Origin of the sequence: Streptomyces siamensis (assembly GCF_039543605.1) — a bacterium.
GTDB lineage: Bacteria > Actinomycetota > Actinomycetes > Streptomycetales > Streptomycetaceae > Streptomyces > Streptomyces siamensis.
Genome location: NZ_BAABKB010000002.1, coordinates 612,626 through 637,563, shown reverse-complemented (window position 1 = coordinate 637,563; position 24,938 = coordinate 612,626). Strand labels below are relative to the sequence as shown.

Below are 24,938 nucleotides of genomic sequence, written 5' to 3'. Positions count from 1 at the left end.
CGTCACCATGAGCGCTGAGGCAACGACCGGCGAGCGAGCCAGCATCCTCCTCGTCGACGACATGGAGGACAACCTGATCGCGCTGGAGGCCGTCCTGGGGTCCCTCAACGAGCCGCTGGTGCGCGCGCGTTCCGGCGAGGAGGCGATGAAGGCACTGCTGCGGCAGCGGTTCGCCGTCGTCCTGCTCGACATCCGGATGCCGGGCATGGACGGCTTCGAGACCGCCGCGAACATCAAGCGGCTCGACCAGACCAAGGACGTCCCGATCATCTTCCTGACCGGCACCGACGCCGACGCGGGCTACGCCTTCCGCGGATACGCGACCGGAGCCGCCGACTATCTGACGAAGCCCTTCGACCCCTGGGTCCTGCGGGCCAAGGTCAGCGTCTTCCTCGACCTGCACCGCAAGAACCAGCAACTGGAGCGCATGCTCGCGCACGAACAGGAGCAGTTCGACGACCTCGCCGACCGTCTGCGGGGCATCGAGCGCCACATGGCCGTCGTCGACCACCATGACGTACCGGAACTGCGCGACCAGGTACGCCAGTTGCAGGACCTGGTCCGGGCGATACGCCGGGGACGGGGCGTGTGAGGCCGACGACGACCGCCGGACGTCCGCGCGCGGTACGGCGACCGTACGGGGGCTCCGCCGTGCGGCGGAGCCCCCGTACCGGGCCGGGCGGCGGGACTACGCCTCGCGCGCACCCGCGTACATCTCGTCGATCAGGTGCTTGTACTCGCGCTCGACGACCGGACGCTTGAGCTTGAGGCTCGGAGTGATCTCGCCGTGCTCGACGTCGAGGTCACGGGGCAGCAGCCGGAACTTCTTGATGGTCTGCCAGCGCTGGAGACCCCCGTTGAGCTCCTTGACGTAGCCCTCGACGAGGGCGACGGTGGCGGGCGCCGCGACGACCTCGGCGTAGGACTTGCCGTCCAGGCCGTTCTCCTTCGCCCACTCCAGGATGGAGGGCTCGTCGAGGGCGATGAGCGCGGTGCAGAAGTTCCGGTCCGCGCCGTGGACGAGGATGTTGGAGACGTACGGGCAGACGGCCTTGAACTGGCCCTCGACCTCGGCGGGCGCGATGTACTTGCCGCCGGACGTCTTGATGAGGTCCTTCTTGCGGTCCGTGATGCGCAGGTAGCCGTCGGGCGACAGCTCGCCGATGTCGCCCGTGTGGAACCAGCCGTCCGACTCCAGCACCTCGGCCGTCTTCTCCGGCAGCCCGTGGTAGCCCTCCATGATGCCGGGGCCGCGCAGCAGGATCTCGCCGTCGTCCGCGATGCGCACCTCGGTGCCGGGCAGCGGCTTGCCGACCGTGCCGGTGCGGTACGCCTCGCCGGGGTTCACGAAGGAGGCGGCGGAGGACTCCGTGAGGCCGTACCCCTCCAGGATGTGGATGCCGGCACCGGCGAAGAAGTAGCCGATCTCGGGCGCGAGCGCCGCGGAACCGGAGACGCAGGCCCGCAGGTTGCCGCCGAACGCCTCGCGGATCTTGGCGAAGACGAGCGTGTCGGCCACCTTGTGCTTGGCGCCGAGTGCGAAGGGCACGGAAGCGGTGCCGGTGCGGCGGAAGTTGTCCTGGCTGACCTTCGCGTACTCGCGGGAGACCTCGGACGCCCACTGGAAGATCTTGTACTTGGCGCCGCCGCCGGCCCGCGCCTTGGCCGCGACCCCGTTGTAGACCTTCTCGAAGATGCGCGGGACGGCCGCCATGTAGGTCGGCTGCACGACCGGCAGATTCTCGATGATCTTGTCCACGCGGCCGTCGACGGCGGTGACGTGCCCCACCTCGATCTGGCCGGAGGTGAGCACCTTGCCGAAGACGTGCGCGAGCGGGAGCCACAGGTACTGCACGTCGTCCTGGCCGACCAGCCCGGTCGCCGAGATGGCCTTCGCCATGTACGCCCAGTTGTCGTGCGGCAGACGGACACCCTTGGGGCGGCCCGTGGTGCCCGAGGTGTAGATCAGGGTGGCGAGCTGGTCGGCGGTGATGGCGCCGACGCGCTCCTTGATCAGTTCGGGGTGCTTCTCCAGGTACGCGGCGCCGCGGGCCTCCAGCTCGGCGAGCGAGAGGACCCCGTCACCGGTCTCGACCCCGGCCGCGTCGACGACGACCACATGGGTCAGCTCGGGCAGCTCGGCACGCTTCTCCTGCGCCTTGGCGAGCTGGGCGGCGTCCTCGGCGATCAGGACCCGGCTCCCGGAGTCCGCGAGGATGAACGCCGACTCCTCGGCGTTGGTCTGCGGGTAGATGGTCGTCGTGGCCGCGCCCGCGCACAGGATGCCCAGGTCGGCGAGGATCCACTCGACCCGCGTGGAGGAGGCCAGCGCGACGCGCTGCTCCGGCTGCACGCCCAGTTCGATCAGACCGGCCGCGATGGCGAAGACGCGCTCGGCGGCCTGCCCCCAGCTCAGCGACTTCCAGTCGTCCGCGCCCTCGCCCGATGCCGGTGGCACCGGGTAGCGGTACGCCTCGGCGTCCGGCGTGGCCGCCACGCGCTCCAGGAAGAGGGCCGCCACGGACGGCGGACGGTTCTCGATCAGGGTCTGTGTGTCGCTCACGACATCCTCCGGGGCCCGCGACAGTGCGTGCGTCTTGGCTCGACCGACTGTTGGCTGCTGACTGCCGACTGCTGCTGTGCGGCTGGCTGGTTGCGGCTGTTGTTTAACTCGCGAGTAACCATCGAGCAGAGATCAGAGTAAAGCGCGTCCGGCCAGTGCGTAAGAGGCGGCGGACTGTCACTTCCTACAGAGAGCGAACCTACGCACGCGTACGGGCTCGCCGCGCCGAAGCGCGACGAGCCCGCATTGTGCCCCAGTTTCCGGGGGTAACAGGTGGCTATTTCTTGCCCTTGGCCGAGCCACCGCTGTCGTCGCTGGACAGGACGGCGATGAAGGCCTCTTGCGGAACCTCCACAGAGCCCACCATCTTCATCCGCTTCTTGCCTTCCTTCTGCTTCTCCAGCAGCTTCCGCTTACGGGAGATGTCACCGCCGTAGCACTTGGCCAGCACGTCCTTGCGGATCGCGCGGATGGTCTCGCGGGCGATGACCCGGGAGCCGATGGCCGCCTGGACGGGCACCTCGAAGGCCTGCCGGGGGATCAGCTCGCGCAGCTTGGCGACGAGCCGCACACCGTACGCGTACGCCTGGTCCTTGTGCGTGATCGCCGAGAACGCGTCGACCTTGTCGCCGTGCAGCAGGATGTCGACCTTCACGAGGCTGGAGGCCTGCTCGCCGGTGGGCTCGTAGTCGAGCGAGGCGTAGCCGCGGGTCTTGGACTTCAGCTGGTCGAAGAAGTCGAAGACGATCTCCGCGAGCGGCAGGGTGTAGCGGATCTCGACGCGGTCCTCGGAGAGGTAGTCCATGCCGAGCAGCGTGCCCCGACGGGTCTGGCACAGCTCCATGATCGAGCCGATGAACTCGGAGGGCGCCAGGATCGTGGCGCGCACGACGGGCTCGTACACCTCGTCGATCTTGCCCTCGGGGAACTCGCTCGGGTTGGTGACGGTGTACTCGCTGCGGTCCTCCATCACGACCCGGTAGACCACGTTGGGCGCGGTCGCGATCAGGTCCAGGCCGAACTCGCGCTCCAGCCGCTCACGGATCACGTCGAGGTGCAGCAGCCCGAGGAAGCCGACACGGAAGCCGAAGCCCAGCGCCGCCGAGGTCTCCGGCTCGTAGACCAGCGCGGCGTCGTTGAGCTGGAGCTTGTCGAGAGCGTCGCGCAGCTCGGGGTAGTCGGACCCGTCCAGGGGATACAGCCCTGAGAACACCATGGGCTTGGGGTCCTTGTAACCGCCGAGCGGCACGGTCGCGCCCTTGTGCAGGGTGGTGATCGTGTCACCGACCTTGGACTGACGGACGTCCTTCACGCCGGTGATGAGGTAACCCACCTCACCGACACCGAGCCCGTCGGCCGGCAGCATCTCGGGCGAGTTGGTCCCGATCTCCAGCAGCTCGTGCGCCGCGCCCGTGGACATCATCCGGATGCGCTCACGCTTGTTGAGCTGGCCGTCGATGACACGCACATAGGTGACGACGCCCCGGTACGAGTCGTACACGGAGTCGAAGATCATCGCGCGGGCGGGAGCGTCGGCGACACCGACCGGGGCCGGGATCTCGGCGACGACCTTGTCCAGCAGCCCCTCGACGCCCATGCCGGTCTTGGCGGAGACCCGGAGCACGTCGTCCGGGTCGCAGCCGACCAGGTTGGCGAGCTCCTCGGCGAACTTCTCGGGCTGGGCGGCCGGCAGGTCGATCTTGTTGAGCACCGGAATGATGGTGAGGTCGTTCTCCATCGCCAGGTAGAGGTTGGCGAGGGTCTGGGCCTCGATGCCCTGGGCGGCGTCGACGAGGAGGACGGTCCCCTCGCAGGCGGCCAGCGACCGCGACACCTCGTACGTGAAGTCCACGTGCCCGGGGGTGTCGATCATGTTGAGGATGTGGGTGTTGCCCGGGTCCTCGGTCGGGGCCCAGGGCAGCCGGACCGCCTGGGACTTGATCGTGATGCCGCGCTCGCGCTCGATGTCCATGCGGTCGAGGTACTGAGCGCGCATCTGCCGCTGCTCGACCACCCCGGTCAGCTGGAGCATGCGGTCGGCGAGCGTGGACTTGCCGTGGTCGATGTGCGCGATGATGCAGAAATTGCGGATCAGAGCCGGGGCGGTACGGCTCGGCTCGGGCACATTGTTAGGGGTCGCGGGCACGCAGGGTCCTGTCTCTTGAGGCGCCTGTCGCCTCGGGTCGGATCGATACGTAGGTTCCATGGTCCCACGCGTGGGGACCTGCGACCGGTTTGGGCCGCATGAGTGGATGCCGACCGCGGGTTTCGAGGGTGAGGCGGGGCCGTCACGGGGGTCGGGTCGGTCTTCGGGGAGCGGTGCGAAGGGTGGGCGGGGGCGGCAGCGGCGATCGGTGTCGATGGGGACGGACGGCCGGGGCTCGGTCGACCGGGGTGGCTCGCGGACTGCGGGTGTGGCGGACTGCGGGTGTGAGGGCCACCCGGGGACCCGGGGTCGGCGGCCTGGGGGCGCGGGCCCGGGACGGGGCGAACGCGGGAACGAGCGGCGTGAACGTTCCCCGGCGAGGGGCGGCGACCGGTTTGGGTCGGTCGCGGGGCGACTGGTAGCCTGAGTGGCTGTGTCTCATGCCCTCTCTGCAGGAGGCACACCTCAAGGAAATCAAACGGCGTGCGGGACGTGCTGTCTCGTGCGCCAGAACCTGTAAAGGCTCATTTCGTGGCGAACATCAAGTCCCAGATCAAGCGGATCAAGACCAACGAGAAGGCCCGGCTGCGCAACAAGGCCGTCAAGTCTTCCCTGAAGACCGCGATCCGCAAGGCCCGCGAGGCCGCTGCCGCGGGTGACGTCGAGAAGGCCACCGAGTACACGCGCGCCGCGTCGCGCCAGCTCGACAAGGCCGTCTCGAAGGGCGTCATCCACAAGAACCAGGCCGCCAACAAGAAGTCGGCGCTTGCTTCGAAGGTCGCTTCCCTCAAGGGCTGAGTCGGCTGAGCCCCTGAGGGCTCAACCCCTGACTTGACCGTCGGCCGGACCAGAGCGGGCCCTCTCTCATCCGCTCCCGTCCGACACCCCGGAATCCACGCGCGGCCTGCGTTCGCCACGCGGGCGTGGATCCAGCAGCTTGAACCGAAGGCCTCGTGCTCCTTCCTTCCCCAGGAAGGCGGACGGGGCCTTCGGCGTACCGGTGCGCCTCTCATTCCCTTCGGCCACTGGTCCTCGGCCTCCGGTCCTCGGCCTCCGGTCCTTGGCCTCTGGTCCTCGGCCTCGCGCAGAGCAGACGCCGGACCACACCCGCCGGGTTGGCTCGGCGTGCGGCAACTGACCGAGGGCGGCGTTGCTGACTCGATGACGGCGTGGCTGACTCGAGGGCTGGGCACACCGGGGGCTCGGCAGCCCGAACGGCTAGCCCCGGCCGGACCGAGCCGCGCGGGCGATCGCCACGACCGCCTTCTCCAGCGCGTACTCGGGGTCGTCCCCACCGCCCTTGACTCCCGCGTCGGCCTCGGCGACGGCCCGCAGCGCGACGGCGACTCCGTCCGGAGTCCAGCCCCGCATCTGCTGCCGCACCCGATCGATCTTCCACGGCGGCATCCCCAGCTCACGCGCCAGGTCGGCCGGCCTGCCGCCCCGTGCGGACGACAGCTTCCCGATCGCCCGCACCCCCTGCGCCAGCGCACTGGTGATCATCACGGGCGCCACGCCGGTCGCCAGGGACCACCTCAGCGCCTCCAACGCCTCCGCGGCCCGTCCCTCCACGGCCCGGTCGGCCACGGTGAAACTCGACGCCTCGGCCCGTCCCGTGTAGTACCGCCCGACGATCGCCTCGTCGATCGTCCCCTCGACGTCCGCGGTCAACTGGGACACCGCGGAAGCCAGCTCCCTCAGGTCGCTCCCGATGGCGTCGACGAGCGTCTGGCACGCCTCCGGCGTCGCCGACCTCCCGAGAGCACGGAACTCGCCCCGCACGAACGCCAGCCGGTCCGCCGGCTTCGTCATCTTGGGGCACGCCACCTCCCGCGCCCCCACCTTGCGCGCGGCGTCGAGCAGTCCCTTGCCCTTGGCCCCACCCGCGTGCAGCAGCACGAGGGTGATCTCCTCGACGGGCGCCCCCAGATACCCCTTCACGTCCTTGACCGTGTCGGCCGACAGATCCTGCGCATTGCGTACGACCACGACCTTGCGCTCGGAGAAGAGCGACGGGCTCGTCAGCTCGGCGAGCGTGCCGGGCTGCAACTGGTCCGGGGTGAGGTCGCGTACGTCCGTGTCGGCGTCGGCGGCCCGGGCGGCGGCCACCACCTCCTGCACGGCACGGTCGAGCAGGAGATCCTCCTGGCCCACCGCGAGCGTGACGGGGGCGAGGGGGTCGTCTTGAGCTGTCTTCCTGGCCATCACCGAAAGCATCCCACGCGGCACTGACAACGCGTGCCGTGCGGGCGGCCCGCCCGGAGCCACGAGCAGGTCACGGCTCCTCGCGCCAGCCGTCCCACTCCCCCGCGAACTCGTCCAGCTCCTTGGGGTCGAGCTGCTCCTCCGGGTCCGTCAGGACGACCAGCCACTGGGCGTCCTCGGCATCGTCCTCACCGGCCAGCGCGTCCCGGACGAGCTGCGGCTCCTCATCGAGGGTGAACCGGTCGCCGAGTGCCTCGGCCGCCTCTTGCGCCGCGTCGCGGTCGGGCAGTACCAGCACATGTCTCACATCACTCACGTGGACATTTTCCGATACGCCCGACGCCGCCCGCGCCGGGGGCCGAGATCCCGGCACCGCCCTCCGCGCCGCCCGCACCAGGACGGCTCCCCGCCCTCCGCGCTACGCCCGCACCCGCACCTCGGGCACCCGCTCCAACTCGATCCCGAAGCGCTTCCGATAGGTGTCCAGTACCTCCTCGTCCGTCGCCAGCTCCAAGACCTCCTTCGCCCCGTCGGCCGTCGTCACCGTGAACTTCCGGCCGCTGAGCGTGATCCTTCCGCCCTCCTCCGTGACCCGTGAGCAGACGAGCGACCGTGCGAAGTGCGACTCCGGTGAGGTGCTGTGCCACCACGCCCCGACGACGAAGTCCTTGAGCACCCTCGGCCGTACCTCCATGCGGTACTGCGCCTTGCCGTCCCGGACGACGTCGAGATCGCTGTCCTCCCGGCTCGCGCCGGGTCCCCGCACACCGGCGGCGTCCGGACCCGACTCGACGATCCGGAACGTGCCACCCGGGTCCTTCTGCTCCCCTCTCCCGCCGAAGGCCAGCGGGTAGTGGCTGTGCGCCCCGAAGCCGACATCGGTCAGCCAGTCGCCCCCGTCCACCGTCCGCACCCGCAGGGCGAGGTGGTCGTACGGAATCCCGAGCATCCCCTCCTTCCCGTACACCCGCGCCGCGAGCAGCGTCACGTCGAATCCCAAGGCCCCCAGCAACGCCCCGAACGCGCCGTTCAGTTCGTAGCAGAAGCCGCCCCTGTGCGCGCCGACCAGCTTGTCCAGCAGCCGCCGCTCCTCCAGCACGATCTCCTCGGCGAGGTGGATCGACAGGTTCTCGAACGGCACCGTCTCCAGATGACGCAACTGGAGCTCGCGCAGTACATCGGACGTGGGCCACGCGGGGTGCTGGGCCCCGATCCGGCGGAGGTAGGCGTCGGCCTGTGCGGAGTTCATGAGTTCAGTCTCTCGCCACGCTCAGCGCTCCGCCCGCACCCACGACCGCCAGCGCCCCGTCCTCGTCCGTGCGCAGCACCGCCGCGCCCGACGCCCGCAGCGCCGCGACGGTGCTCGGAGCCGGATGTCCGTACGGGTTGTCCCTGCCACAGGAGATCAGCGCGAGCCGCGGGGCGACCCTGCGTATGAGGTCCGGGTCCTGGTAGGCCGATCCGTGGTGGGCGACCTTGAGCACGTCCACCCGGCCGAGCTCGGCAGCCGCCGGTGTCCTCAACAGGGCCTGCTGCGCCGGAGGTTCGAGGTCACCGAGGAGCAGCAGCCTCAACCCTCCGGAACGGACCAGCAGGGCCACGCTCGCGTCGTTCGGGCCGTCGAGGAACGGGGCTGGGTCGGAGGTCGAAACAGGGGGCGGCCACAGCACCTGCCAGTCCAGGCTTCCGGTGCGCCGCCGCTCCCCGGCCGCCGCCCGCGTCACCGGGACGTGCCGTGCCGCAGCCTCCCTCCGCACGAACTCCGCCTGCTCAGGTGGCTCTTCCAGACCCGTCGTCTCGATCGCGCCCACCGAACGCCCGCGCAGCACGCCCGGCAGCCCCGCCACATGGTCGGCATGGAAGTGGGTCAGCACGACGAGTGGAATCCGGGTGACGCCGAGGGCACTCAGGCAGCGGTCGACGAGTACCGGGTCGGGCCCGGCGTCCACCACGACCGCACTGCCGTCCCCCGCCGCGAGCACCGTGGCGTCCCCCTGTCCCACGTCGCACATCGCGAACCGCCAGCCCGGCGGCGGCCAGCCCGTGATGACCCTGGTGAGCGGGGGCGGCTGCACCACGAGCAGCAGGAACAGCAGCACGAAGGCGCCGCTCAGCCATGGATGTCCCACGAGCCGCCGGCAGGCGATCACGACGACCACTGTGGCCAGGGCGAGCAGCACGGCCCCCGTCCAGTCGTCAGGCCAGTCCACTCCCCCGCCGGGCAGGGCCGCGCCGGTCCGGGCGATGTCCGCGATCCATCCGGCCGGCCAACTCGCCGACCACGCCAAGGCCTCGGCGACCGGCATCGCCACGGAGGCCGTCGCCAGTGTCGCGAACCCCAGCACCGTCGCCGGCGCGACCGCGAACTCCGCGAGGAGATTGCACGGCACGGCCACCAGGCTCACCCGGGCCGACAGGAGCGCGACGACCGGCGCGCACAGCGCCTGAGCCGCGGCGGCAGCGGCGAGCGCCTCGGCCGGGCGTGCCGGCACACGGCGTCTGCGGAGAGCGGCACTCCAGCGCGGGGCGAGCGTGAGCAGGGCGCCGGTCGCCAGGACGGAGAGCAGGAAGCCGTAACTCCGCGCGAGCCACGGGTCGTACAGCACCAGCAGCAGGACGGCCGTGGCCAGCGCGGGGATCAGCGATCTGCGGCGTCCGGTCGCGACGGCGAGCAGCGCGATCGACCCGCAGGCCGCTGCCCGCAGCACACTCGGGTCCGGTCGGCACACGATCACGAAGGCCAGCGTGAGCGCTCCGCCGAGCAGCGCGGTCGCTCTGAGCGGCACACCGATCAGGCGTGCCAGGCCGCGCCGCTCGGCCCGCTGGGCCAGCCCGGGCGGGCCGATGAACAGGGCCAGCAGGATGGTGAAGTTGCCGCCGCTGACCGCCAGGAGGTGCGTGAGATCGGTCGCCTTGAAGGCGTCGTCCAGCTCTGTCGTGACGTGGGACGTGTCTCCGACCACCAGCCCCGGCAGCAGCGCCCGTGCGTCCGCGTCCAGCCCGTCGGTGGCCTCCCGCAGCCCCTCGCGCAGACGTCCGGCGAACCGCTGCGGCCCCGACGGTTCGCCCACCACCTCCGGCCGCGCTCGTTCCGGCACGCGCAGCACGGCCGCGGTGTCGTCACCGTCCGACAGCGCAGGCACGAGTCGCCCCGACACGCGCAGCCGCGTGGACGGCAGCAGGGACAGCCAGGACGAGCCGTCACCGGAGGTCCGGGGTGAGCCCCTCGCCGAACGCGCATCGACGATCACGAGCACGGGTGTCCGCGTGGCGACCACCGTGCCGTCCGACCGTGTGACGCGCCTGACCTCCGCGTCGAGCAGCACGGCCGTGGGTGCCATGTGGTCCCCCTTGATCCGTGGCCGGGTGAGCCGGGGATCGGACGTGACCTCCAATTCCACGCTCACGTGCGCGAACCGCCTTGCCAGTTCGGGTACGGGGCCGCGTCGCTGGTCCGCTCCGTGCAACCCCGCCGAGGCCGCGGCCACGCCGACGCAGAGCAGCACGGCCGCCGCGGAGACCCGCCGCCAGGAACGCGCAGGCCCTTCCCCGTCTCCGTGTGCGGAGCGGGAGTGCCTCCACTCGGTCAGCAGCAGCGCGAGGCCCGCGAGAAGGGACACGACGACCACACCCGTCGCCCAGCCGGACGGGGCCGCCACCGTCACGGCCGCGGTCGCCCAGGCCGCCAGGGCGGGCGGCACGAGGCGGAGATCCGTCGGGCCCTCTTCCCTCGGGTTGGCGGCACCTAGGCGCTTTCCCGAGGCGGCGTGCACGGCCCGTCGGCTCGCGGTGCCGTCGAGCGGGCCCTCGACCGTGCCTCGCGGAGGCGTAGGTGGCGGCGCGCTCATGGCCGCACCAGATTCCGCAGGTCCGCGAAGCGACGATCGCCGATCCCGTTCACCTCTCGCAGTTCGTCGACGGAGCGGAAGCCTCCGTGCTGGGTGCGGTAGTCGATGATGTGCCGGGCGAGGACGGGACCGACGCCGGGAAGCCCGTCGAGTTGTTCCACGGTGGCCGTGTTGAGGGCGACCGGCGCGGAGGGCGCGGCCCCGGCGACGGATCCGCCCGCTCCGGCCGGACCCGTACCGCCGGTGCCGGGCCCCGTCACGGGGGCCGGTCCCCCGACCACGATCTGTTCGCCGTCCACGAGGAGTCGGGCGCGGTTGAGCGCGTCGGTGTCCGTGCCCGGCCGCACTCCGCCCGCTGCACGAAGCGCGTCCTCGACCCGGGAACCGGCCGGCAGCCGTTGCAGACCGGGGCTGCGGACCTTTCCGCCGACGTCCACGACGATCCCGCTCCCGGCGGCCTCGACGGGCGCCGACGCTCCTGTCGAGGCATCGGGGCTCGCCCCCGTCTTCGCCTCCTGCCCGCTCCGCCCCTCTTCGTCGCCGTAGGGAGCCGCTGCCCGCACCACCTCGGGAGCGCGAACCGACTGGGTCCGCCCGGTCCAGAAGTGCTGCACGGCGAGGATCGCAGCGACCACCAGCACCACCGTGAGGGCGGCCAGGCTCCTGCGCTCAAGACCGCACCTCGGCTGCAACCACAACGGCAGCCGCTCCCGCACGGCGAGTCCCGCTCGGTACCGCCAGGCTGCCCGCTCCGGCACGTCCGAAGCGGCGTCCTCCTGGCGCACGGCGCCCGCGCGCAGGTCGGCGCGTTTCCTCGGGGCGGCGGTCCCCTGAAGGTCGGCTCCTTCGCGCAGGTCGGCCCCTTCGCGCAGGTCGGCTTCCTCGTGCAGCTCTGCGTCCTTGAGCAGATCTGCACCCGTGCGCGGGGCCGTGCGAGCCGCGGCCCTCGCCACGGTGAGCCCGACGGCGGGCTCGTCCGCGCCCTTTGCCGCGTGGTCGCCCCTCGGCGGCCCGTGCCGCAACTCCCGCCGCTCCACGGGCCTCGTGGTGAAGAGCGCCTCCGCGCGCAGCCGGAGCGCCTCGGCGGACACCTCGCGGCGCGAGGCGCGGCTTCGCTGGTGCCGGCGTCGATGGCCGTCGCGGCCGTCGGAAGAGGGCCCGCGTCCGGGGCCGCTGGTCGGTGTGGCTGTGCGTGTGCGTGATCGAAGTGCCATGCGAGGAGAATCCGGCATGACACCGCTCTCGCGATGATCTTGCTCAATTCCGGTGGATTACCACACAGTTGTGGATAACTCCCTCACTCGCACGGGCTATGGACGGCGCCCACCGCAACGCGCGGGGCCGGAGGGATTGTGGACAGCACCCACCTCCACACGCCGGGCCGCATGGGGTGCGGACGGCGCCCACCACACGCGGGGCCGGACGGGCTGCGCACGGTATTCACCGCCACACGCGCGCCGCACGGACCACGCGGCCCGTCCAGCCCGTCCGGCCCGTCCGGCACGCCCGGCACGCCCGGCCCGTCCGGCACGCCCGGCGCGTCCGGCACGCCCGGCCCGTCCGGCACGCCCGGCGCACCCGAGTCGCGGCGCGTAACGGCGGCAGTCACCGACCACCCCCGGTCGCCCCTCTCACCGAGGCGAGACGACCGCCCCGAGCAGTCCAGGGCCCGTGTGCGCCCCGATGACCGCGCCCACCTCGCTGACGTGAAGATCCGCAAGCCCCGGGACCCGCTCGCGCAGGCGGTCCGCGAGTGCCGACGCCTTCTCGGGGGCGGCCAGGTGATGAACGGCGATGTCGACCTGGGCGCTGCCCGCGCGCTCGGCCACGATCTCCTCCAGCCGGGCGATCGCCTTGGACGCCGTCCGCACCTTCTCCAGAGGTTCGATGCGGCCGTCGTCCAGGCGCAGCAGCGGCTTCACCGCGAGCGCGGAACCCAGCAGCGCCTGGGCCGCTCCGATCCGGCCGCCGCGGCGCAGGTAGTCGAGGGTGTCGACGTAGAAGTAGGCGGTGGTGCCCGCGGCCCGCTTCTCGGCGGCGGTGACCGCCTCGTCGACCGTGCCGCCCGCTTCGGCGGACTCGGCCGCGGCGAGGGCGCAGAAGCCGAGCGCCATCGCGATCATTCCGGTGTCCACCACACGCACGGGCACCGGAGCCTCCCGTGCCGCGAGGACCGCCGCGTCGTACGTGCCGGACAGCTCCGCGGACAGGTGGAGGGAGACGATGCCGGTGGCGCCCGATTCGGCGACCTTGCGATAGGCCTTGGCGAAGACCTCGGGGCTGGGCCGGGACGTGGTGACGGAGCGGCGCTTCTGCAGCGCCTGGGCCAGGGCGCGGGCCGAGATCTCGGTGCCCTCTTCGAGCGCCTGGTCGCCGAGGACCACGGTCAGGGGCACCGCTGTGATGCCGTGGCGCTCCATCGTCCGCGGCGGCAGGTAGGCCGTTGAATCGGTGACGATCGCGACATGGCGGGACATGAGCTGGAGGTTACCTGTCGGCGTGGCCGGGCGGCAGCCCGGCCCCTACCAGCTCCTGTCGCAGCGACCGGATCAAGTCGTGCTCTCGGGGCGGGGCTTCTTCTGCCAGGGGTAGGCAGGGCCTCGGACCGGCGGGTCGATGGCGGACCGGGTCGGCTCCTCGGCCCGGCGGGACTCCGGGCTCTCCGGCCAGGTCTGCCCGCCGGACGCGGCCCCGTCCGCCGCAGGTGCCTCGGGCCAGCCGGCGGCGGCCGGTCCCGGTTCCTCGGTCCAGTGCCGCAGTGCTCCGGCTTCCACGTCGATCTGCGCGCTGAGCGAGTCCAGGTCGTCGTCGGCGAAGCGGCGGGCCCGGTCGCGCGCGGCCCAGCGCAGCGAGTCCGCGGACTGGGTGATGCGCTCGGTGCGCTCGCGCAGGGCGGGCAGCCGGGCGGCGAGCGTGGCCCGGTCGGGCTCGCTCTCCAGGCGCTTGAGCTCGTCGTCCAGTTCGTGCCCGTGCGCACTGAGCCGCTCGAAGAGGCCCAGGGATTCCTTGAGGGACTCGTCGTCCGCCACGCCCGCGTGCAGCGCGTCCTGCGTGGCGCGCATGGAGGTGCGCAGCTTGAGGCGGAGCTCGGCGAGCTCGCCCGTCGGGCCGGGCTGGGCGAGGGTCCTGGCACGCAGCGTGGTGTCCTCGACCGTGCGGCGTGCCTGCGAGATCGTGCGGTCCACACCGCGCTTGGCGGCGCCGATCACCTTCACCGTGGCGTACGCGCCGAGTACCACGAACAGCAGGAAGAGCAGCGCGATTACTGTGATCAAGGTTCCCACCACGCTCCTCCTCCATTGCCGCGACAGGTGTCGTCGCGCTCTTCAACGGTAAACGCCACGGGCAGGTTCGGAGTTCCTGGAGAACCCCGAACCTGCCCGTAGGGGACTACCCCGAGCCCGCCCGGCGGCCGGGCGGGCGGGACGGCTAGGCCGTCACGATGTTGACCAGCTTCGGCGCGCGCACGATCACCTTGCGGATGCCCGCGCCACCCAGCGCCGCCACGACCTTCTCGTCGGCCAGCGCCACCTTCTCCAGCTCCTCGTCGGAGATGGCCGGGGAGACCTCCAGGCGCGCCTTGACCTTGCCCTTGACCTGCACGACGCAGGTCACGGTCTCGTCGACGACGTACGCCGGGTCGGCGACCGGGAAGTCGTGGTGGACGACCGAGTCGGTACGGCCCAGCCGACGCCACAGCTCCTCGGCGATGTGCGGGGCCAGCGGCGCGATCAGCAGTACCAGGGGCTCGGCGACCGAGCGGGCGACGGGGCCGCCCGCCTTGGTCAGGTGGTTGTTCAGCTCGGTGACCTTGGCGATGGCGGTGTTGAACCGCATGCCCTCCAGGTCCTGGCGGACACCGTCGATCGCCTTGTGCAGGGCGCGCAGCGTCTCCTCGTCCGGTTCGGCGTCCACGACGGTGACCTCACCGGTCGCTTCGTCGACGACGTTGCGCCACAGTCGCTGCAGCAGGCGGAACTGGCCCACCACCGCGCGCGTGTCCCACGGCCGGGAGACGTCCAGGGGGCCCATCGCCATCTCGTACAGACGCAGAGTGTCCGCGCCGTACTCGGCGCAGATCTCGTCCGGAGTGACGGCGTTCTTCAGGGACTTGCCCATCTTGCCCAGCAGCCGGGAGACCTTCTCGCCCTGGTGGTAGTAGGCGCCGTCGCGCTCCTCCACCTCGGCGGCCGACACCGCGATGCCACGGCTGTCGCGGTACACGAAGGCCTGGATCATGCCCTGGTTGAACAGCTTGTGGAACGGCTCGGCCGAGGAGACGTGGCCCAGGTCGAACAGCACCTTGGACCAGAAGCGCGCGTACAGCAGGTGCAGCACGGCGTGCTCGGCGCCGCCGACGTACAGGTCGACGCCACCGTGCGGCCGGCCCTCGCGCGGGCCCATCCAGTACTGCTCGATGGCCGGGTCGACCAGCTTCTGGTCGTTGTGCGGGTCCAGGTAGCGCAGCTCGTACCAGCAGGAACCGGCCCAGTTGGGCATGGTGTTGGTCTCGCGGCGGTACTTCTTGGGGCCGTCGCCCAGGTCCAGCGTGACGTTGACCCAGTCCTCGTTGCGGGACAGCGGCGTCTCGGGGGAGGTGTTCGCGTCGTCCGGGTCGAAGGTGCGCGGCGAGTAGTCCTCGACCTCCGGCAGCTCCAGGGGCAGCATCGACTCGGGCAGCGAGTGGGCGATGCCGTCCTCGTCGTAGACGATCGGGAAGGGCTCGCCCCAGTAGCGCTGGCGGCTGAACAGCCAGTCGCGCAGCCGGAAGTTGACCGTGCCCTCGCCGATGCCCTTGCGCTCCAGCCACTCCGTCATGCGGGCCTTGGCGTCGACGACGCCCAGGCCGTCCAGGGAGATCTCCTCGCCTGCGGAGTTGACGATCTTCGCGTCGTACGAGGCGAAGGCGTCGTCCCAGGTGGACGCATCCGTGCCGCGGTCGTCCGAGGGCTCCACGACGCAGCGCATGGGCAGCTCGAAGGCGCGGGCGAACGCGAAGTCGCGGGTGTCGTGCGCGGGGACGGCCATGATCGCGCCGGTGCCGTAGCCCATCAGCACGTAGTCGGCGATGAAGACCGGGACCTGCTCGCCGTTGACCGGGTTGGTGGCGAACGTGCCGGTGAAGACGCCGGTCTTGTCCTTGGCCTCGGCCTGGCGCTCGACGTCGGACTTGGAGGCGGCCTGGGTGCGGTAGGCGGCGACGGCCTCGGCGGGGGTCGCGTGCCCGCCCGTCCACACCTCATGGGTGCCCTCGGGCCATGCGTCCGGGGTGAACTTCTCGACCAGCGGGTGCTCGGGGGCCAGCACCATGTAGGTGGCGCCGAACAGGGTGTCCTGGCGGGTGGTGAAGACCGTGATCGCTTCGCCGTCGATCGGGAAGTCGACGCGGGCACCCTCGGAGCGGCCGATCCAGTTGCGCTGCTGCAGCTTGATGGCCTCGGGCCAGTCCAGCGCGTCCAGGTCGTCCAGCAGCCGGTCGGCGTACGCGGTGATGCGCATGTTCCACTGGCGCAGCTTGGCCTTGAAGACGGGGAAGTTGCCGCGTTCGGAGCGGCCGTCGGCGGTGACCTCCTCGTTGGCCAGCACGGTGCCCAGCCCGGGGCACCAGTTGACCGGCGCGTCGGAGGCGTACGCCAGGCGGTACTCGCTCAGGACGTCCGCGCGCTCGGAGGCGGTCAGTTCGTTCCACGCGCGCGTGGTGCCGTCGGCGCCCTGGACGGCACGGTCACCGCTCTCGAACTGGGCGACCAGCTCGCCGATGGGACGGGCCTTGGCGGCCTCCTCGTCGTACCAGGAGTTGAAGATCTGCAGGAAGATCCACTGGGTCCACTTGTAGTAGTCCGGGTCGATCGTGGCGAACGACCGGCGCTTGTCGTGGCCCAGGCCCAGGCCGCGCAGCTGGGCCTTCATGTTCTCGATGTTGGCCTCGGTGGAGACCCGCGGGTGCGTGCCCGTCTGCACGGCGTACTGCTCGGCGGGCAGGCCGAAGGCGTCGAAGCCCAGCGTGTGCAGGACGTTGTGGCCGGTCATCCGCTGGAACCGGGCGAATACATCGGTGGCGATGTAGCCCAGGGGGTGGCCCACGTGCAGGCCCGCACCGGAGGGGTACGGGAACATGTCCATGATGAACTTCTTGGGCTTGGCGACCAGCTCGGGGTCCCCGGCCAGGTCACCGCTCGGGTTGGGCGCCTCGTACGTGCCGTCGGCGTCCCAGAAGTCCTGCCAGCGTGCCTCGATCTCAGCGGCCAGCCCGGCCGTGTAGCGGTGCGGCGCGGCCACCTCGGCGGTGGCAGCGGTAGTCGTCTCGCTCATGATCCTCAAAGCTCCATCGATCGTCTCTGCCAGCGGAAATGAAAAAGCCCCTCGCACAGGAGGGGACGCCGCGCCGATTCCGACCACGATCTCTTCAGTGGTCAGGACTGATCAGCGCGGCTCGCTAAGCAGAAGGCGTACGGCACGCATGGCGTCAGGGTACCGCAGCCGCCGCGGACGTCGCGACGAGGTTCCGGGCCGCCCGGCACGCCGTGCCACCGTCCCGATCACCGAAAAAAGCTGAACGATATTCAAATATTACTTCGCGTAACAGCCCCTAAGGGACAACACAAAGACCCGATTGCCCTTTGGTAACAACGCAATAACTCAAACCTCGTACTCCTCGGTATGGCTCCACTTAGAGTGCCGCTTCGGGACCGCTTCCCCGAACCGTTGGGAGTAACCCCCATGAACCCTCGTCGCAACAACAGCTCGATACCCCGGCCGGGCCGCTCGGCCTACGGGGCGATGACGGCTGCCGCTCTGTTGCTCATCCCCCTGGTCGTGCTGGTCGGAGGTGACGGCCTGCGCGACTTCCTCAACTTCGGCGCCGGCGTGCTCTCGCTGGTCGCCCTCACCTGCTCGGTCATCTGGGGACTCCTCGCCACCGACCGGCTCTTCCTGAACACGCGCCAGCGGCTCGTCGCACAGGCCGTGCACCGGACGACCGCCGTCTCCTCGGTCGCCTTCCTGCTGCTGCACATCACGGTCAAGCTGGCACTCGACCACACCACCCTGATCGCCGCGCTGGTCCCCTTCGGGCTCGGCGTCACGGGCAGCAACGGGCTGATCGGCCTGGGCTCGCTGGCCGGCCTGTTGATGATCTTCACGGCCATCACCGGCGCGCTGCGCAGCGCCTTCGCGTCCCCCGCGCCGGTCGCGGCACGCTGGCGGGCCGTGCACATGCTGGCCTACCCGGCCTGGTGCTCGGCCCTGGTGCACGGCCTCTACGCGGGTCGCGCCGCCAAGCCGTACGTCACCGTGTCCTACAGCCTCTGCCTGGTCGCCGTGATGGGCGCCCTGGCGCTGCGCTCGGCGTCCGCCCCGTTCAAGCGCAAGGTCGCCGACCGCATCCTGTCGGCCCTCGGGGAGAACAACGGCCTCGGCGCCCGTGCGCGGGAGGACCTGGAAGCCTCCCGCGGCACCGCGGCGCAGTCCGCGCGCCCCGGCTTCGAAGGACGCTCCGCGAGGCGGTCCGCCCAGGACACGTTCGTGCCGCCGCAGCGCACCCCGTCCGCGTCGGGCCTGTACGACGTGGCCCAGGACACCGCCGCCACCGGCACCGGCATGTCCGGCTTCGCGGCCGCCTACCGCGCCGTGTCGGGCGGGGCACCGGGCGCGGACGGCGCCGGGCAGGGCCAGACCGAGCGCTACCAGATGCCCCTGGAGATGCAGCCCACGGAGACGTTCCCGCGCGTCGACGGCAGCAGCACGTCGGGCAGCTGGCCCATCCCCTCGCCGCCCCCCGTCGGCGAGGCGCCCCAGTCGGCCTACGACCCGCTGAACGACACGGGATACAACGTCCCCGTCTACGACAATTCGGCCGCCGGCGCCTACGGAACAAGTGACTTGTACGACACCGGTGAGACGAACCCCTCCTACGGCACGTACAACACCAACGACACGTACGACAGCGGTCCCACGACTGAAGTACTGCCGGGCGCCTACGACGCTCCTGGCCCTGGTGAATCATGGAACGCCCCCAGCGGAGGCTTTAGGTGAACGAGGCCCTGCCCGACGTCCCGGAAGTCCGTGTAGTCGGACTTCCGCAGCTCACGTCGGGCTTCGACCTGGTTGAACGACTCGATCTGCCCATGCACCTCAAGGTGCACGGGCCGCTCGAACCGATGGGTGGCGAACAACTCGCGGGCCTCGCCGAGGCCATCTCTCTGAAGGGGCGCGGCGGCGCGGGTTTCCCCTTCGCCAAGAAACTGCGCTCGGTAGCCGAATCGGCCATCCAGAAGGGCATCCGCCCCGTGGTGGTCGTGAACGGAAGTGAGGACGAACCGGCCTGCCGCAAGGACACGGTGCTCATCAACCGTGCCCCGCACCTCATCCTGGACGGCGCCCTGCTGGCGGCGGAGGCCATGGGTGCGCGCACCCTGGTCATCGGGGTGACGCGTGCGTCCACGCAGGCCTCGATGGAAGCCGCGCTCGCCGAGCGCGGCTTGAGCAACCGGCGCGGATCCGCCCTCCGCGCGCGCGTGCAGCGCAACCCGGTGCGGATGGTGACCGGCGCTGCCGCCTCACTGGTCCGCTCCATCGACGGCGGCCCGGCCATCCCGCCCGGCCGCAAGATCAGTGCGTCGCAGAGCGGCGTCGGCGGGGCGCCGACGCTGCTGTCCAATGCCGAGACCTTCGCCCAGCTGGCGATCGCCGCGCGCATCGGGCCGGACCGCTACCGCAACACCGGTCTGTACGACGAGCCCGGCACCGTCCTGCTCACCGTCTCCGGGGCGGTCGCCCGCCCCATGGTGATCGAGGTGCCGACCGGCGTGCCGCTGCGGTACGTGCTGCAGCTCGCCGGCGCCCCGCCGATGCCGCAGGGCGTACTGACCGGCGGCTACCACGGCAAGTGGCTGGACGCGGCGACGCTCAACGAGGCGATCGTCTCGCGCAACTCGCTGGACGCGGTGGGCGGCGCGCTCGGCGCGGGCGCGATCCTCCCGATCACCCAGCAGACGTGCCCCCTGGGCGAGTCGCTGCGCGTGGCGCAGTGGCTGGCCGAGGAGAGCGCGGGTCAGTGCGGCCCCTGCTACCTCGGCCTGCCCGCCGCGGCGCGCGGCCTGGAGGACATCCTCAACGGCGGTGGCCCGGCGGCCCTGGAGGCCGTCAAGCAGGTCGCCAAGGCCGTGAAGCGGCGCGGTGCCTGCTCCCACCCGGACGGCTCGGCGATGTTCATCGAGTCGACCATCAAGGCGTTCACCGACGACCTCGCCGCGCACGTCCTCGGAAACGGCTGCGGAAGGCCCGTGGAGGGCGTTCTGCCGCTGTTCGAGGGCGGCAGGCAGCCCACGGGCATTCCGGGCGGCCAGGCCCAGGAGGAGACCGGCCCGAGCCGGCAGAAGATCTTCGTGGACTGGACGCTGTGCCGCGGTCACGGCCTGTGCGCCGACATCCTTCCGGAGGTCTTCGAGCTGGGCGCCGACGGCTTCCCCACCGTCGCCCAGGCCTCCGTGCCCCGCTACGCGGAGGCGAAGGCACTGCGCGCCGTGCGGCGCTGCCCGGCGCTCGCCCTGCGCATCGAGGAGGACACCCGGTCCTCGGCCCCCGCGCGGAACAACCTGCCGGTGCTCTCCCAGGGACGCGGCCGGCGGGCACTCGGCAGCGGTCGCTGAACACGAAGAAGCGGGCCACCCGATCGGGTGGCCCGCCATCAACGTCTGTGGAGCTAAGGAGAATTGAACTCCTGACCTCCTGCATGCCATGCAGGCGCTCTACCAACTGAGCTATAGCCCCTCGCGGTCTTGCGGCGGAGCCGCATGTCGACCGTGTCGCCCGGTTCCCCCGGCGGCGACGCCAACATTACACGGTCACCTGGGTGCATCACCAAATCGTTTCCCTTCTGTACGGATTCGGGGGCTAGTGTCGGCCTTCGTGACCGTGATCGCGCTCCCCCGTGTCAGACGCCGTACACCCGTCGCCGTGGGGGTGTGCATGCTGTCGTTCGCGGCCTTCTGGTGGGCGCAGCGGGCCGCGCACGTGTCGATGATCGATCTGATGGTCTACCGGGCGGAGGGAGAGACCGTCCGTGCGGGCGGCGACCTCTACGCGCTGCGCACGACCGAGGCCCATCTGCCCACCACCTACCCGCCCTTCGCGGCGCTGCTGTTCACGCCGCTGACGCTGCTGGACACGACGAGCATGCGCGCGGTGGCCACCGCCGGAAACCTGGCCCTCCTTGTGGCGTTCGTCGCACTCTCGCTGCGACTCGTGGGCCACGCGCGCGTGGAGGGCGCCTGGTGGGTGGCGGCGGCGGCCGTGTGGTGCGAGCCGGTGTGGACGACGCTGCGGTACGGCCAGATCAATCTGCTGCTGGCGGTACTGGTGCTGTGGGATCTGTCACGGCGACCGGGGCACCGCTGGGCCGGGGTGGGCATCGGGATCGCCGCGGCGATCAAGCTGACGCCCGCGCTGTTCGCGGTGTTCCTGCTGGTCACCGGTGTCGTGGAGCGCTCCGGCAAGGGCACGGCGGGGCCTTGGCTGCGCCACGCGCGCGGGGCCGCCGTCGCGTTCGCCGGGGCGACACTGCTGGCGGCGGCCCTGCTGCCGCACGACTCCTCGCGGTTCTGGACCCGCATGGTCTTCGAGGCCGGCCGGGTCGGGCTCGTCGAGGACACCGCCAACCAGTCGCTGCGCGGCCTGCTGGCCCGGTTGCTGCGCACCACCGAGCCCGGGGCCCTGTGGGCCGTCTCCGCGGCCCTGACGGGCGTTCTGGGCCTCGCCGTGGCCGTCGCCGCCGAGCTGCGCGGGCTGCGGGCCTGGGCGACGGTCGCCTGCGCGGTGACGGCCCTGCTGATCAGTCCCGTGTCGTGGTCGCACCACTGGGTGTGGTGCGTGCCTATGGTGCTGCTCCTCGCCACGAAGAGCCGCACGGCGGCCGTCTGCGCGGCTCTGGCCTTCTGCACCTACTCCCTGTGGTGGGTGCCACATGGTCCGGGCAGGCTGGAACTGCACCAGAACGGCGTCGAGTTGACGCTGTCGTCCCTCTACGTGGGAGCCGGGTGCGCCTTCCTGACCCTGGTCGGGGTCAGGCTGTGGCGAACGAGTAGAACCGCTTGAGGGTGCAGTGCTCGTCGAGGAGCCGTCCGTAGATCGGCTCGCCCTCCAGCTCGCGGTACGTCTCGATCGGGTCGCCTTTTATGATCAGCGCCCGCGCGCACTCCTCGCACCAGTACTGGTAGTCGTGGTTGACCGGCTCCATGTCGCGGACGATCGGCGTACCACTGCCGCACCAATCGCACTTCCGCCTGTGTGCACCCATCGATCAGCTCCAGCTGTGGCCGCAGGCCGTGCACACGTAGGAGATCCCGCCGTTGTCGCCGAGGACCTGGGCGACGTGGACCGATCCGCAGGAAGGGCAGTCGAGGAGAGTGGCTTTTTTCCGTCTCGGTGCCACTTCGAGGAGATCGTCGACCTCCTCGCGGATGCTCGCAGGCATCGCTACTCCCTCCCGTCGGGCCGCGCCCCCTTCCGGCCGTTTGATTCTGCCACGGCCGGAGCAATACGGTCAGCGACGCCTTCGTACCAGTCCGGACACGGCACCCACCAAGGCCGTCGCGGCCAGCGCGTACATGCATGTGAGGAGCGCGTCCGCAGAGGTATACGCCCCCGGAGCCCCAAGTGACTCAAGCCGGTTCAAGAACAGAGTTCCGAAGGCCGCCACACCGATCAGCTGACCGAGCTGGGTGACGGTCGCGAGCAGTCCGCTGGCGTCCGCCGCGTCCTCGGGCCGCACCGTCGCCAGCGCCCTGGTGAGCGTGGGGCTGAACCCGAGCGCGAGCCCGGCCCCGACACCCGCGAACGCCACGTACAGCCACGCTCCGCCGTCGCCCCCGCCGTGGAGGACGGCTCCTACGCCGGCCACGGAGCCCGCGGTGAGCACGAAGCCGGCCGGTATCAGGGCACGCTGCCAGGAGGCGGGCCAGTTGCGCCAGGTCAGGCCGACCAGGCCGAAGATCACCGCGGTCGGCGCGAAGGTGAGACCCGCCCGCAGGGCGCTGTAGCCGAGCCCGCCCTGGATGTGCAGGGTGAGCGAGAACAGGAAGCCCGCGTTGACCGCCATCACGGCCAGCAGCCGGAAGACCGCGAGACCGATGCCGGGATGACGCAGCACCCGCGGCGCGATCAGCGGAGCTCCGCCGCGCCGGGCCAGCCGGGACTCGTACCGGCAGAACAGGGCGAAGAACACCGCGGCCGACCCGAGCGAGAACCACGACCACAGCGGCCAGTCCTCCTCCTGCCCGAGCACGAGCGGCACGGTGAACAGGGAGACGGCGGCGGCGAGCAGCACGAGCCCCGGCACGTCGAGGCCGCGCGAGCGTTCCAGGGCCCGGGCGTCGTCCCGCGGCAGAACCCGTCGGCCGACGGCCAGGAGGACGAGACCGACGGGCACGTTGACGAGGAACACCGGCCGCCAGCCCGTGCCGAAGAGATCGGCGCTGACGAGTACGCCGCCCAGAACCTGTCCGGCGGCGGCGCCGGTGGCCAGGACGGCCGCGTACGCGCCGAGGGCGCGCGCCCGTGCCTCGCCGGTGAAGTTGCGCTGGATCAGACTGAGGACCTGCGGGATCATCACCGCCGAGCCGGCGCCCTGCACCAGCCGGAAGGCGATCAACTCCCCCGTTCCCTGGGCCAGTCCGCAGGCCAGTGAGGCGGCGGTGAAGCCGGCGAGTCCGACCAGGTGGACACGGCGGTGGCCGAGCCGGTCGCCCAGCCGGGCTCCGGTGATCAGCAGCACGGCGTAGGAGATGGAGTATCCGGCGACCACCATCTGCAGCCCCGCGCCGGACGCGTGGAGTTCGGAGCCGATGGTGGGCACCGCGACGTTCACGATGAACACGTCGAGCAGTGCCATGAACTGGGCCGCGAGCACGACCGCGAGCAGTCGTCCCGGCCGATTGTCAGTGCCAGGGTTTTTACTGTCAGCAGGACTTGGACCGCGTGCGGGCCCTGTGCCCGCGGGGGTTGTCGTCGTCATGCCGTCGAGCGTGGCGGCGGCCGGATACCGGTAACGAGAGCCCCTCGATGCTGGTAGTGACAGCACCTGGCAGCGGTCGGGTCCGGCACGGACCATGGTGACGGGGGATGTGGAGCCGATGAGCACGACACAACGCCGCAGGCCGGAGCTGGCCGCCTTTCTGCGCAGCAGGCGGGCGCGGGTGACACCCGCGGACGTCGGGATGCCGCCGGGCTTCCGGCGGCGCACGCCGGGGCTGCGCCGCGAGGAGGTGGCCCAGCTCTCCGGCGTCGGTGTCACCTGGTACACCTGGCTCGAACAGGGGCGGCCGATCAACGCCTCCCCACAGGTCCTGGACGCGGTCGCCCGGACACTGCGCCTGGACCAGCCCGAGCGCGAGCACCTGTACCACCTGGCCGAGGTCCCGTACGAGCAGGATCCCCCGGCCGCCGCACGAGCCGTCGGACCGGAGATCCAGGGCGTCATCGACGCCGTCGACCCGCACCCTGCCGTGGTCTACAACGCGCGCTTCGACATCCTCGCCACCAACCGCGCCTACCGCGACGTGTTCTTCACGCCCCAGACCGCCAACTCGGGCATGGGCAACGCGCTGTGGACGCTGTTCACCGTGCCCGAGCCGGCCTGTCCCCTGGTGTTCCGGGAGTCCGAGCTCCCGGTGATGGTGGCGACGCTGCGTTCGTCCTACGGGCTGCATGCCGGCGAGCCGGCTTGGGAGGACTTCATATGCCGCTTGTCGGAGGCGAGTCCGCACTTCGCCCGGCTGTGGCGCAACGGCGACGTGGTGCCGCCCGGCCCGCGGGTGAAGACCTTCCGGCACGCGGCGGTCGGTACGATGCGGATGACCTCGGTCTCCCTGTCCATCCACGGTCTGCCGGAGTGCCGGATCGTGGTCTACCAGCCGGTGGACGAGGAGACGAGCCTGCGCGTGGCGCGGCTGCGGGCGCTGATGACGCAGGAGACCACGGGGACGACAACGAAAAATCCCGCTCCCTGACGGGAACGGGATCCTTCATCACCGATCTTTGACAACTCCAAAGAGAGTCATTGTGTGGAGCTAAGGAGAATTGAACTCCTGACCTCCTGCATGCCATGCAGGCGCTCTACCAACTGAGCTATAGCCCCGTGCGTTCTTCCCGCTCAGCGGGCCGAACAAGAAGAACCTTA

At 70.9% G+C, this 24,938-nt stretch carries 19 protein-coding genes and 2 tRNA genes; 6 read left to right on the top strand and 15 right to left on the bottom strand.

All coding sequences use genetic code 11. The features are described 5' to 3' along the window. The first annotated feature begins 7 nt into the window (after positions 1-7). Positions 8-592 (top strand): response regulator, encoded by a 585-nt coding sequence (locus ABEB03_RS05495; protein WP_345641991.1) that lies wholly within the window; start codon positions 8-10, stop codon positions 590-592. Between the two features lie 96 nt (positions 593-688). On the opposite strand, the gene ABEB03_RS05490 is transcribed toward ABEB03_RS05495, so the two are convergent. Both ABEB03_RS05490 and lepA read right to left on the bottom strand, forming a co-directional pair. Continuing rightward, a complete protein-coding gene (locus ABEB03_RS05490) occupies positions 689-2,563 on the bottom strand; it encodes an AMP-dependent synthetase/ligase (RefSeq protein ID WP_345641989.1) in 1,875 nt (624 codons plus the stop codon). Between the two features lie 277 nt (positions 2,564-2,840). Beyond that, positions 2,841-4,709: a translation elongation factor 4 gene (gene lepA, locus ABEB03_RS05485; RefSeq protein WP_345641987.1), complete on the bottom strand. Its 1,869-nt coding sequence runs from the start codon at positions 4,707-4,709 to the stop codon at positions 2,841-2,843. Between the two features lie 531 nt (positions 4,710-5,240). On the opposite strand from lepA, the gene rpsT reads away from it, so the two are divergent. Beyond that, entirely contained in the window at positions 5,241-5,507 is a 267-nt protein-coding gene (rpsT, locus tag ABEB03_RS05480; RefSeq protein WP_028802556.1) for a 30S ribosomal protein S20, read from the top strand. 420 nt (positions 5,508-5,927) lie between these two features. Here rpsT and holA read toward each other — a convergent pair whose 3' ends face one another. The 8 genes from holA to leuS form a co-directional block, all read right to left on the bottom strand. After that, on the bottom strand, positions 5,928-6,914 hold the full coding sequence (holA, locus tag ABEB03_RS05475; RefSeq protein ID WP_345641983.1) for a DNA polymerase III subunit delta: 987 nt from the start codon (positions 6,912-6,914) through the stop codon (positions 5,928-5,930). 70 nt (positions 6,915-6,984) lie between these two features. Continuing rightward, positions 6,985-7,230 (bottom strand): hypothetical protein, encoded by a 246-nt coding sequence (locus ABEB03_RS05470; RefSeq protein WP_345641980.1) that lies wholly within the window; start codon positions 7,228-7,230, stop codon positions 6,985-6,987. A 102-nt stretch (positions 7,231-7,332) separates the two neighbouring features. Continuing rightward, positions 7,333-8,163 (bottom strand): arylamine N-acetyltransferase family protein, encoded by an 831-nt coding sequence (locus ABEB03_RS05465; RefSeq protein ID WP_345641977.1) that lies wholly within the window; start codon positions 8,161-8,163, stop codon positions 7,333-7,335. Positions 8,164-8,167: 4 nt separating this feature from the next. Continuing rightward, positions 8,168-10,762, bottom strand: a complete 2,595-nt coding sequence (locus tag ABEB03_RS05460; RefSeq protein WP_425589185.1) for a ComEC/Rec2 family competence protein — start codon at positions 10,760-10,762, stop codon at positions 8,168-8,170. After that, a complete protein-coding gene (locus tag ABEB03_RS05455) occupies positions 10,759-11,976 on the bottom strand; it encodes a ComEA family DNA-binding protein (protein WP_345641974.1) in 1,218 nt (405 codons plus the stop codon). Before ABEB03_RS05455 ends, ABEB03_RS05460 begins: the two co-directional genes overlap by 4 nt. A 417-nt stretch (positions 11,977-12,393) precedes the next feature. After that, positions 12,394-13,239: a DegV family protein gene (locus ABEB03_RS05450; protein WP_345641972.1), complete on the bottom strand. Its 846-nt coding sequence runs from the start codon at positions 13,237-13,239 to the stop codon at positions 12,394-12,396. 72 nt (positions 13,240-13,311) lie between these two features. Then, positions 13,312-14,037 (bottom strand): hypothetical protein, encoded by a 726-nt coding sequence (locus tag ABEB03_RS05445; RefSeq protein WP_425589184.1) that lies wholly within the window; start codon positions 14,035-14,037, stop codon positions 13,312-13,314. Positions 14,038-14,191: 154 nt separating this feature from the next. Next, positions 14,192-17,074: a leucine--tRNA ligase gene (gene leuS, locus ABEB03_RS05440; protein WP_345641962.1), complete on the bottom strand. Its 2,883-nt coding sequence runs from the start codon at positions 17,072-17,074 to the stop codon at positions 14,192-14,194. Positions 17,075-17,482: 408 nt separating this feature from the next. On the opposite strand from leuS, the gene ABEB03_RS05435 reads away from it, so the two are divergent. Together ABEB03_RS05435 and ABEB03_RS05430 are read left to right on the top strand one after the other, a co-directional pair. Further along, positions 17,483-18,796 (top strand): cytochrome b/b6 domain-containing protein, encoded by a 1,314-nt coding sequence (locus ABEB03_RS05435; protein WP_345641959.1) that lies wholly within the window; start codon positions 17,483-17,485, stop codon positions 18,794-18,796. Next, complete coding sequence (locus tag ABEB03_RS05430) at positions 18,793-20,412, top strand: NADH-ubiquinone oxidoreductase-F iron-sulfur binding region domain-containing protein (RefSeq protein ID WP_345641956.1); 1,620 nt, start codon at positions 18,793-18,795, stop codon at positions 20,410-20,412. Before ABEB03_RS05435 ends, ABEB03_RS05430 begins: the two co-directional genes overlap by 4 nt. 48 nt (positions 20,413-20,460) lie before the next feature. Here ABEB03_RS05430 and ABEB03_RS05425 read toward each other — a convergent pair. Then, a tRNA-Ala gene (locus ABEB03_RS05425) sits at positions 20,461-20,533 on the bottom strand. Between the two features lie 138 nt (positions 20,534-20,671). Between ABEB03_RS05425 and ABEB03_RS05420 the strand changes: the two genes are divergently transcribed. After that, complete coding sequence (locus ABEB03_RS05420; RefSeq protein ID WP_345641953.1) at positions 20,672-21,856, top strand: glycosyltransferase 87 family protein; 1,185 nt, start codon at positions 20,672-20,674, stop codon at positions 21,854-21,856. Here ABEB03_RS05420 and ABEB03_RS05415 read toward each other — a convergent pair. The 3 genes from ABEB03_RS05415 to ABEB03_RS05405 all read right to left on the bottom strand — a co-directional run bounded on the left by ABEB03_RS05415 (position 21,825) and on the right by ABEB03_RS05405 (position 23,669). Further along, the gene (locus ABEB03_RS05415) at positions 21,825-22,058 is read right to left on the bottom strand and encodes a hypothetical protein (protein WP_010986886.1); all 234 of its coding nucleotides are present in this window, start codon (positions 22,056-22,058) and stop codon (positions 21,825-21,827) included. The two genes, ABEB03_RS05420 and ABEB03_RS05415, sit on opposite strands and share 32 nt — an antisense overlap. 3 nt (positions 22,059-22,061) lie before the next feature. After that, positions 22,062-22,235 (bottom strand): hypothetical protein, encoded by a 174-nt coding sequence (locus ABEB03_RS05410; protein WP_199791446.1) that lies wholly within the window; start codon positions 22,233-22,235, stop codon positions 22,062-22,064. 69 nt (positions 22,236-22,304) lie between these two features. Further along, a complete protein-coding gene (locus ABEB03_RS05405) occupies positions 22,305-23,669 on the bottom strand; it encodes an MFS transporter (protein ID WP_345641947.1) in 1,365 nt (454 codons plus the stop codon). 223 nt (positions 23,670-23,892) lie between these two features. On the opposite strand from ABEB03_RS05405, the gene ABEB03_RS05400 reads away from it, so the two are divergent. Next, complete coding sequence (locus ABEB03_RS05400; RefSeq protein WP_345641944.1) at positions 23,893-24,768, top strand: helix-turn-helix transcriptional regulator; 876 nt, start codon at positions 23,893-23,895, stop codon at positions 24,766-24,768. A 55-nt stretch (positions 24,769-24,823) separates the two neighbouring features. Here ABEB03_RS05400 and ABEB03_RS05395 read toward each other — a convergent pair. Next, positions 24,824-24,896: transfer RNA gene (locus tag ABEB03_RS05395), tRNA-Ala, on the bottom strand. Positions 24,897-24,938 lie beyond the last annotated feature (42 nt).

What these genes read in the sequence shown, in the direction of transcription:
- ABEB03_RS05495 (WP_345641991.1), top strand. Translation starts at nt 8, where the DNA reads ATGAGCGCTGAGGCAACGACCGGCGAGCGAGCCAGCATCCTCCTCGTC.
- holA (WP_345641983.1), bottom strand. Translation starts at nt 6,914, where the DNA reads ATGGCCAGGAAGACAGCTCAAGACGACCCCCTCGCCCCCGTCACGCTC.
- ABEB03_RS05465 (WP_345641977.1), bottom strand. Translation starts at nt 8,163, where the DNA reads ATGAACTCCGCACAGGCCGACGCCTACCTCCGCCGGATCGGGGCCCAG.
- ABEB03_RS05460 (WP_425589185.1), bottom strand. Translation starts at nt 10,762, where the DNA reads ATGAGCGCGCCGCCACCTACGCCTCCGCGAGGCACGGTCGAGGGCCCG.
- ABEB03_RS05455 (WP_345641974.1), bottom strand. Translation starts at nt 11,976, where the DNA reads ATGGCACTTCGATCACGCACACGCACAGCCACACCGACCAGCGGCCCC.
- ABEB03_RS05450 (WP_345641972.1), bottom strand. Translation starts at nt 13,239, where the DNA reads ATGTCCCGCCATGTCGCGATCGTCACCGATTCAACGGCCTACCTGCCG.
- leuS (WP_345641962.1), bottom strand. Translation starts at nt 17,074, where the DNA reads ATGAGCGAGACGACTACCGCTGCCACCGCCGAGGTGGCCGCGCCGCAC.
- ABEB03_RS05435 (WP_345641959.1), top strand. Translation starts at nt 17,483, where the DNA reads ATGAACCCTCGTCGCAACAACAGCTCGATACCCCGGCCGGGCCGCTCG.
- ABEB03_RS05415 (WP_010986886.1), bottom strand. Translation starts at nt 22,058, where the DNA reads ATGGGTGCACACAGGCGGAAGTGCGATTGGTGCGGCAGTGGTACGCCG.
- ABEB03_RS05410 (WP_199791446.1), bottom strand. Translation starts at nt 22,235, where the DNA reads ATGCCTGCGAGCATCCGCGAGGAGGTCGACGATCTCCTCGAAGTGGCA.
- ABEB03_RS05400 (WP_345641944.1), top strand. Translation starts at nt 23,893, where the DNA reads ATGAGCACGACACAACGCCGCAGGCCGGAGCTGGCCGCCTTTCTGCGC.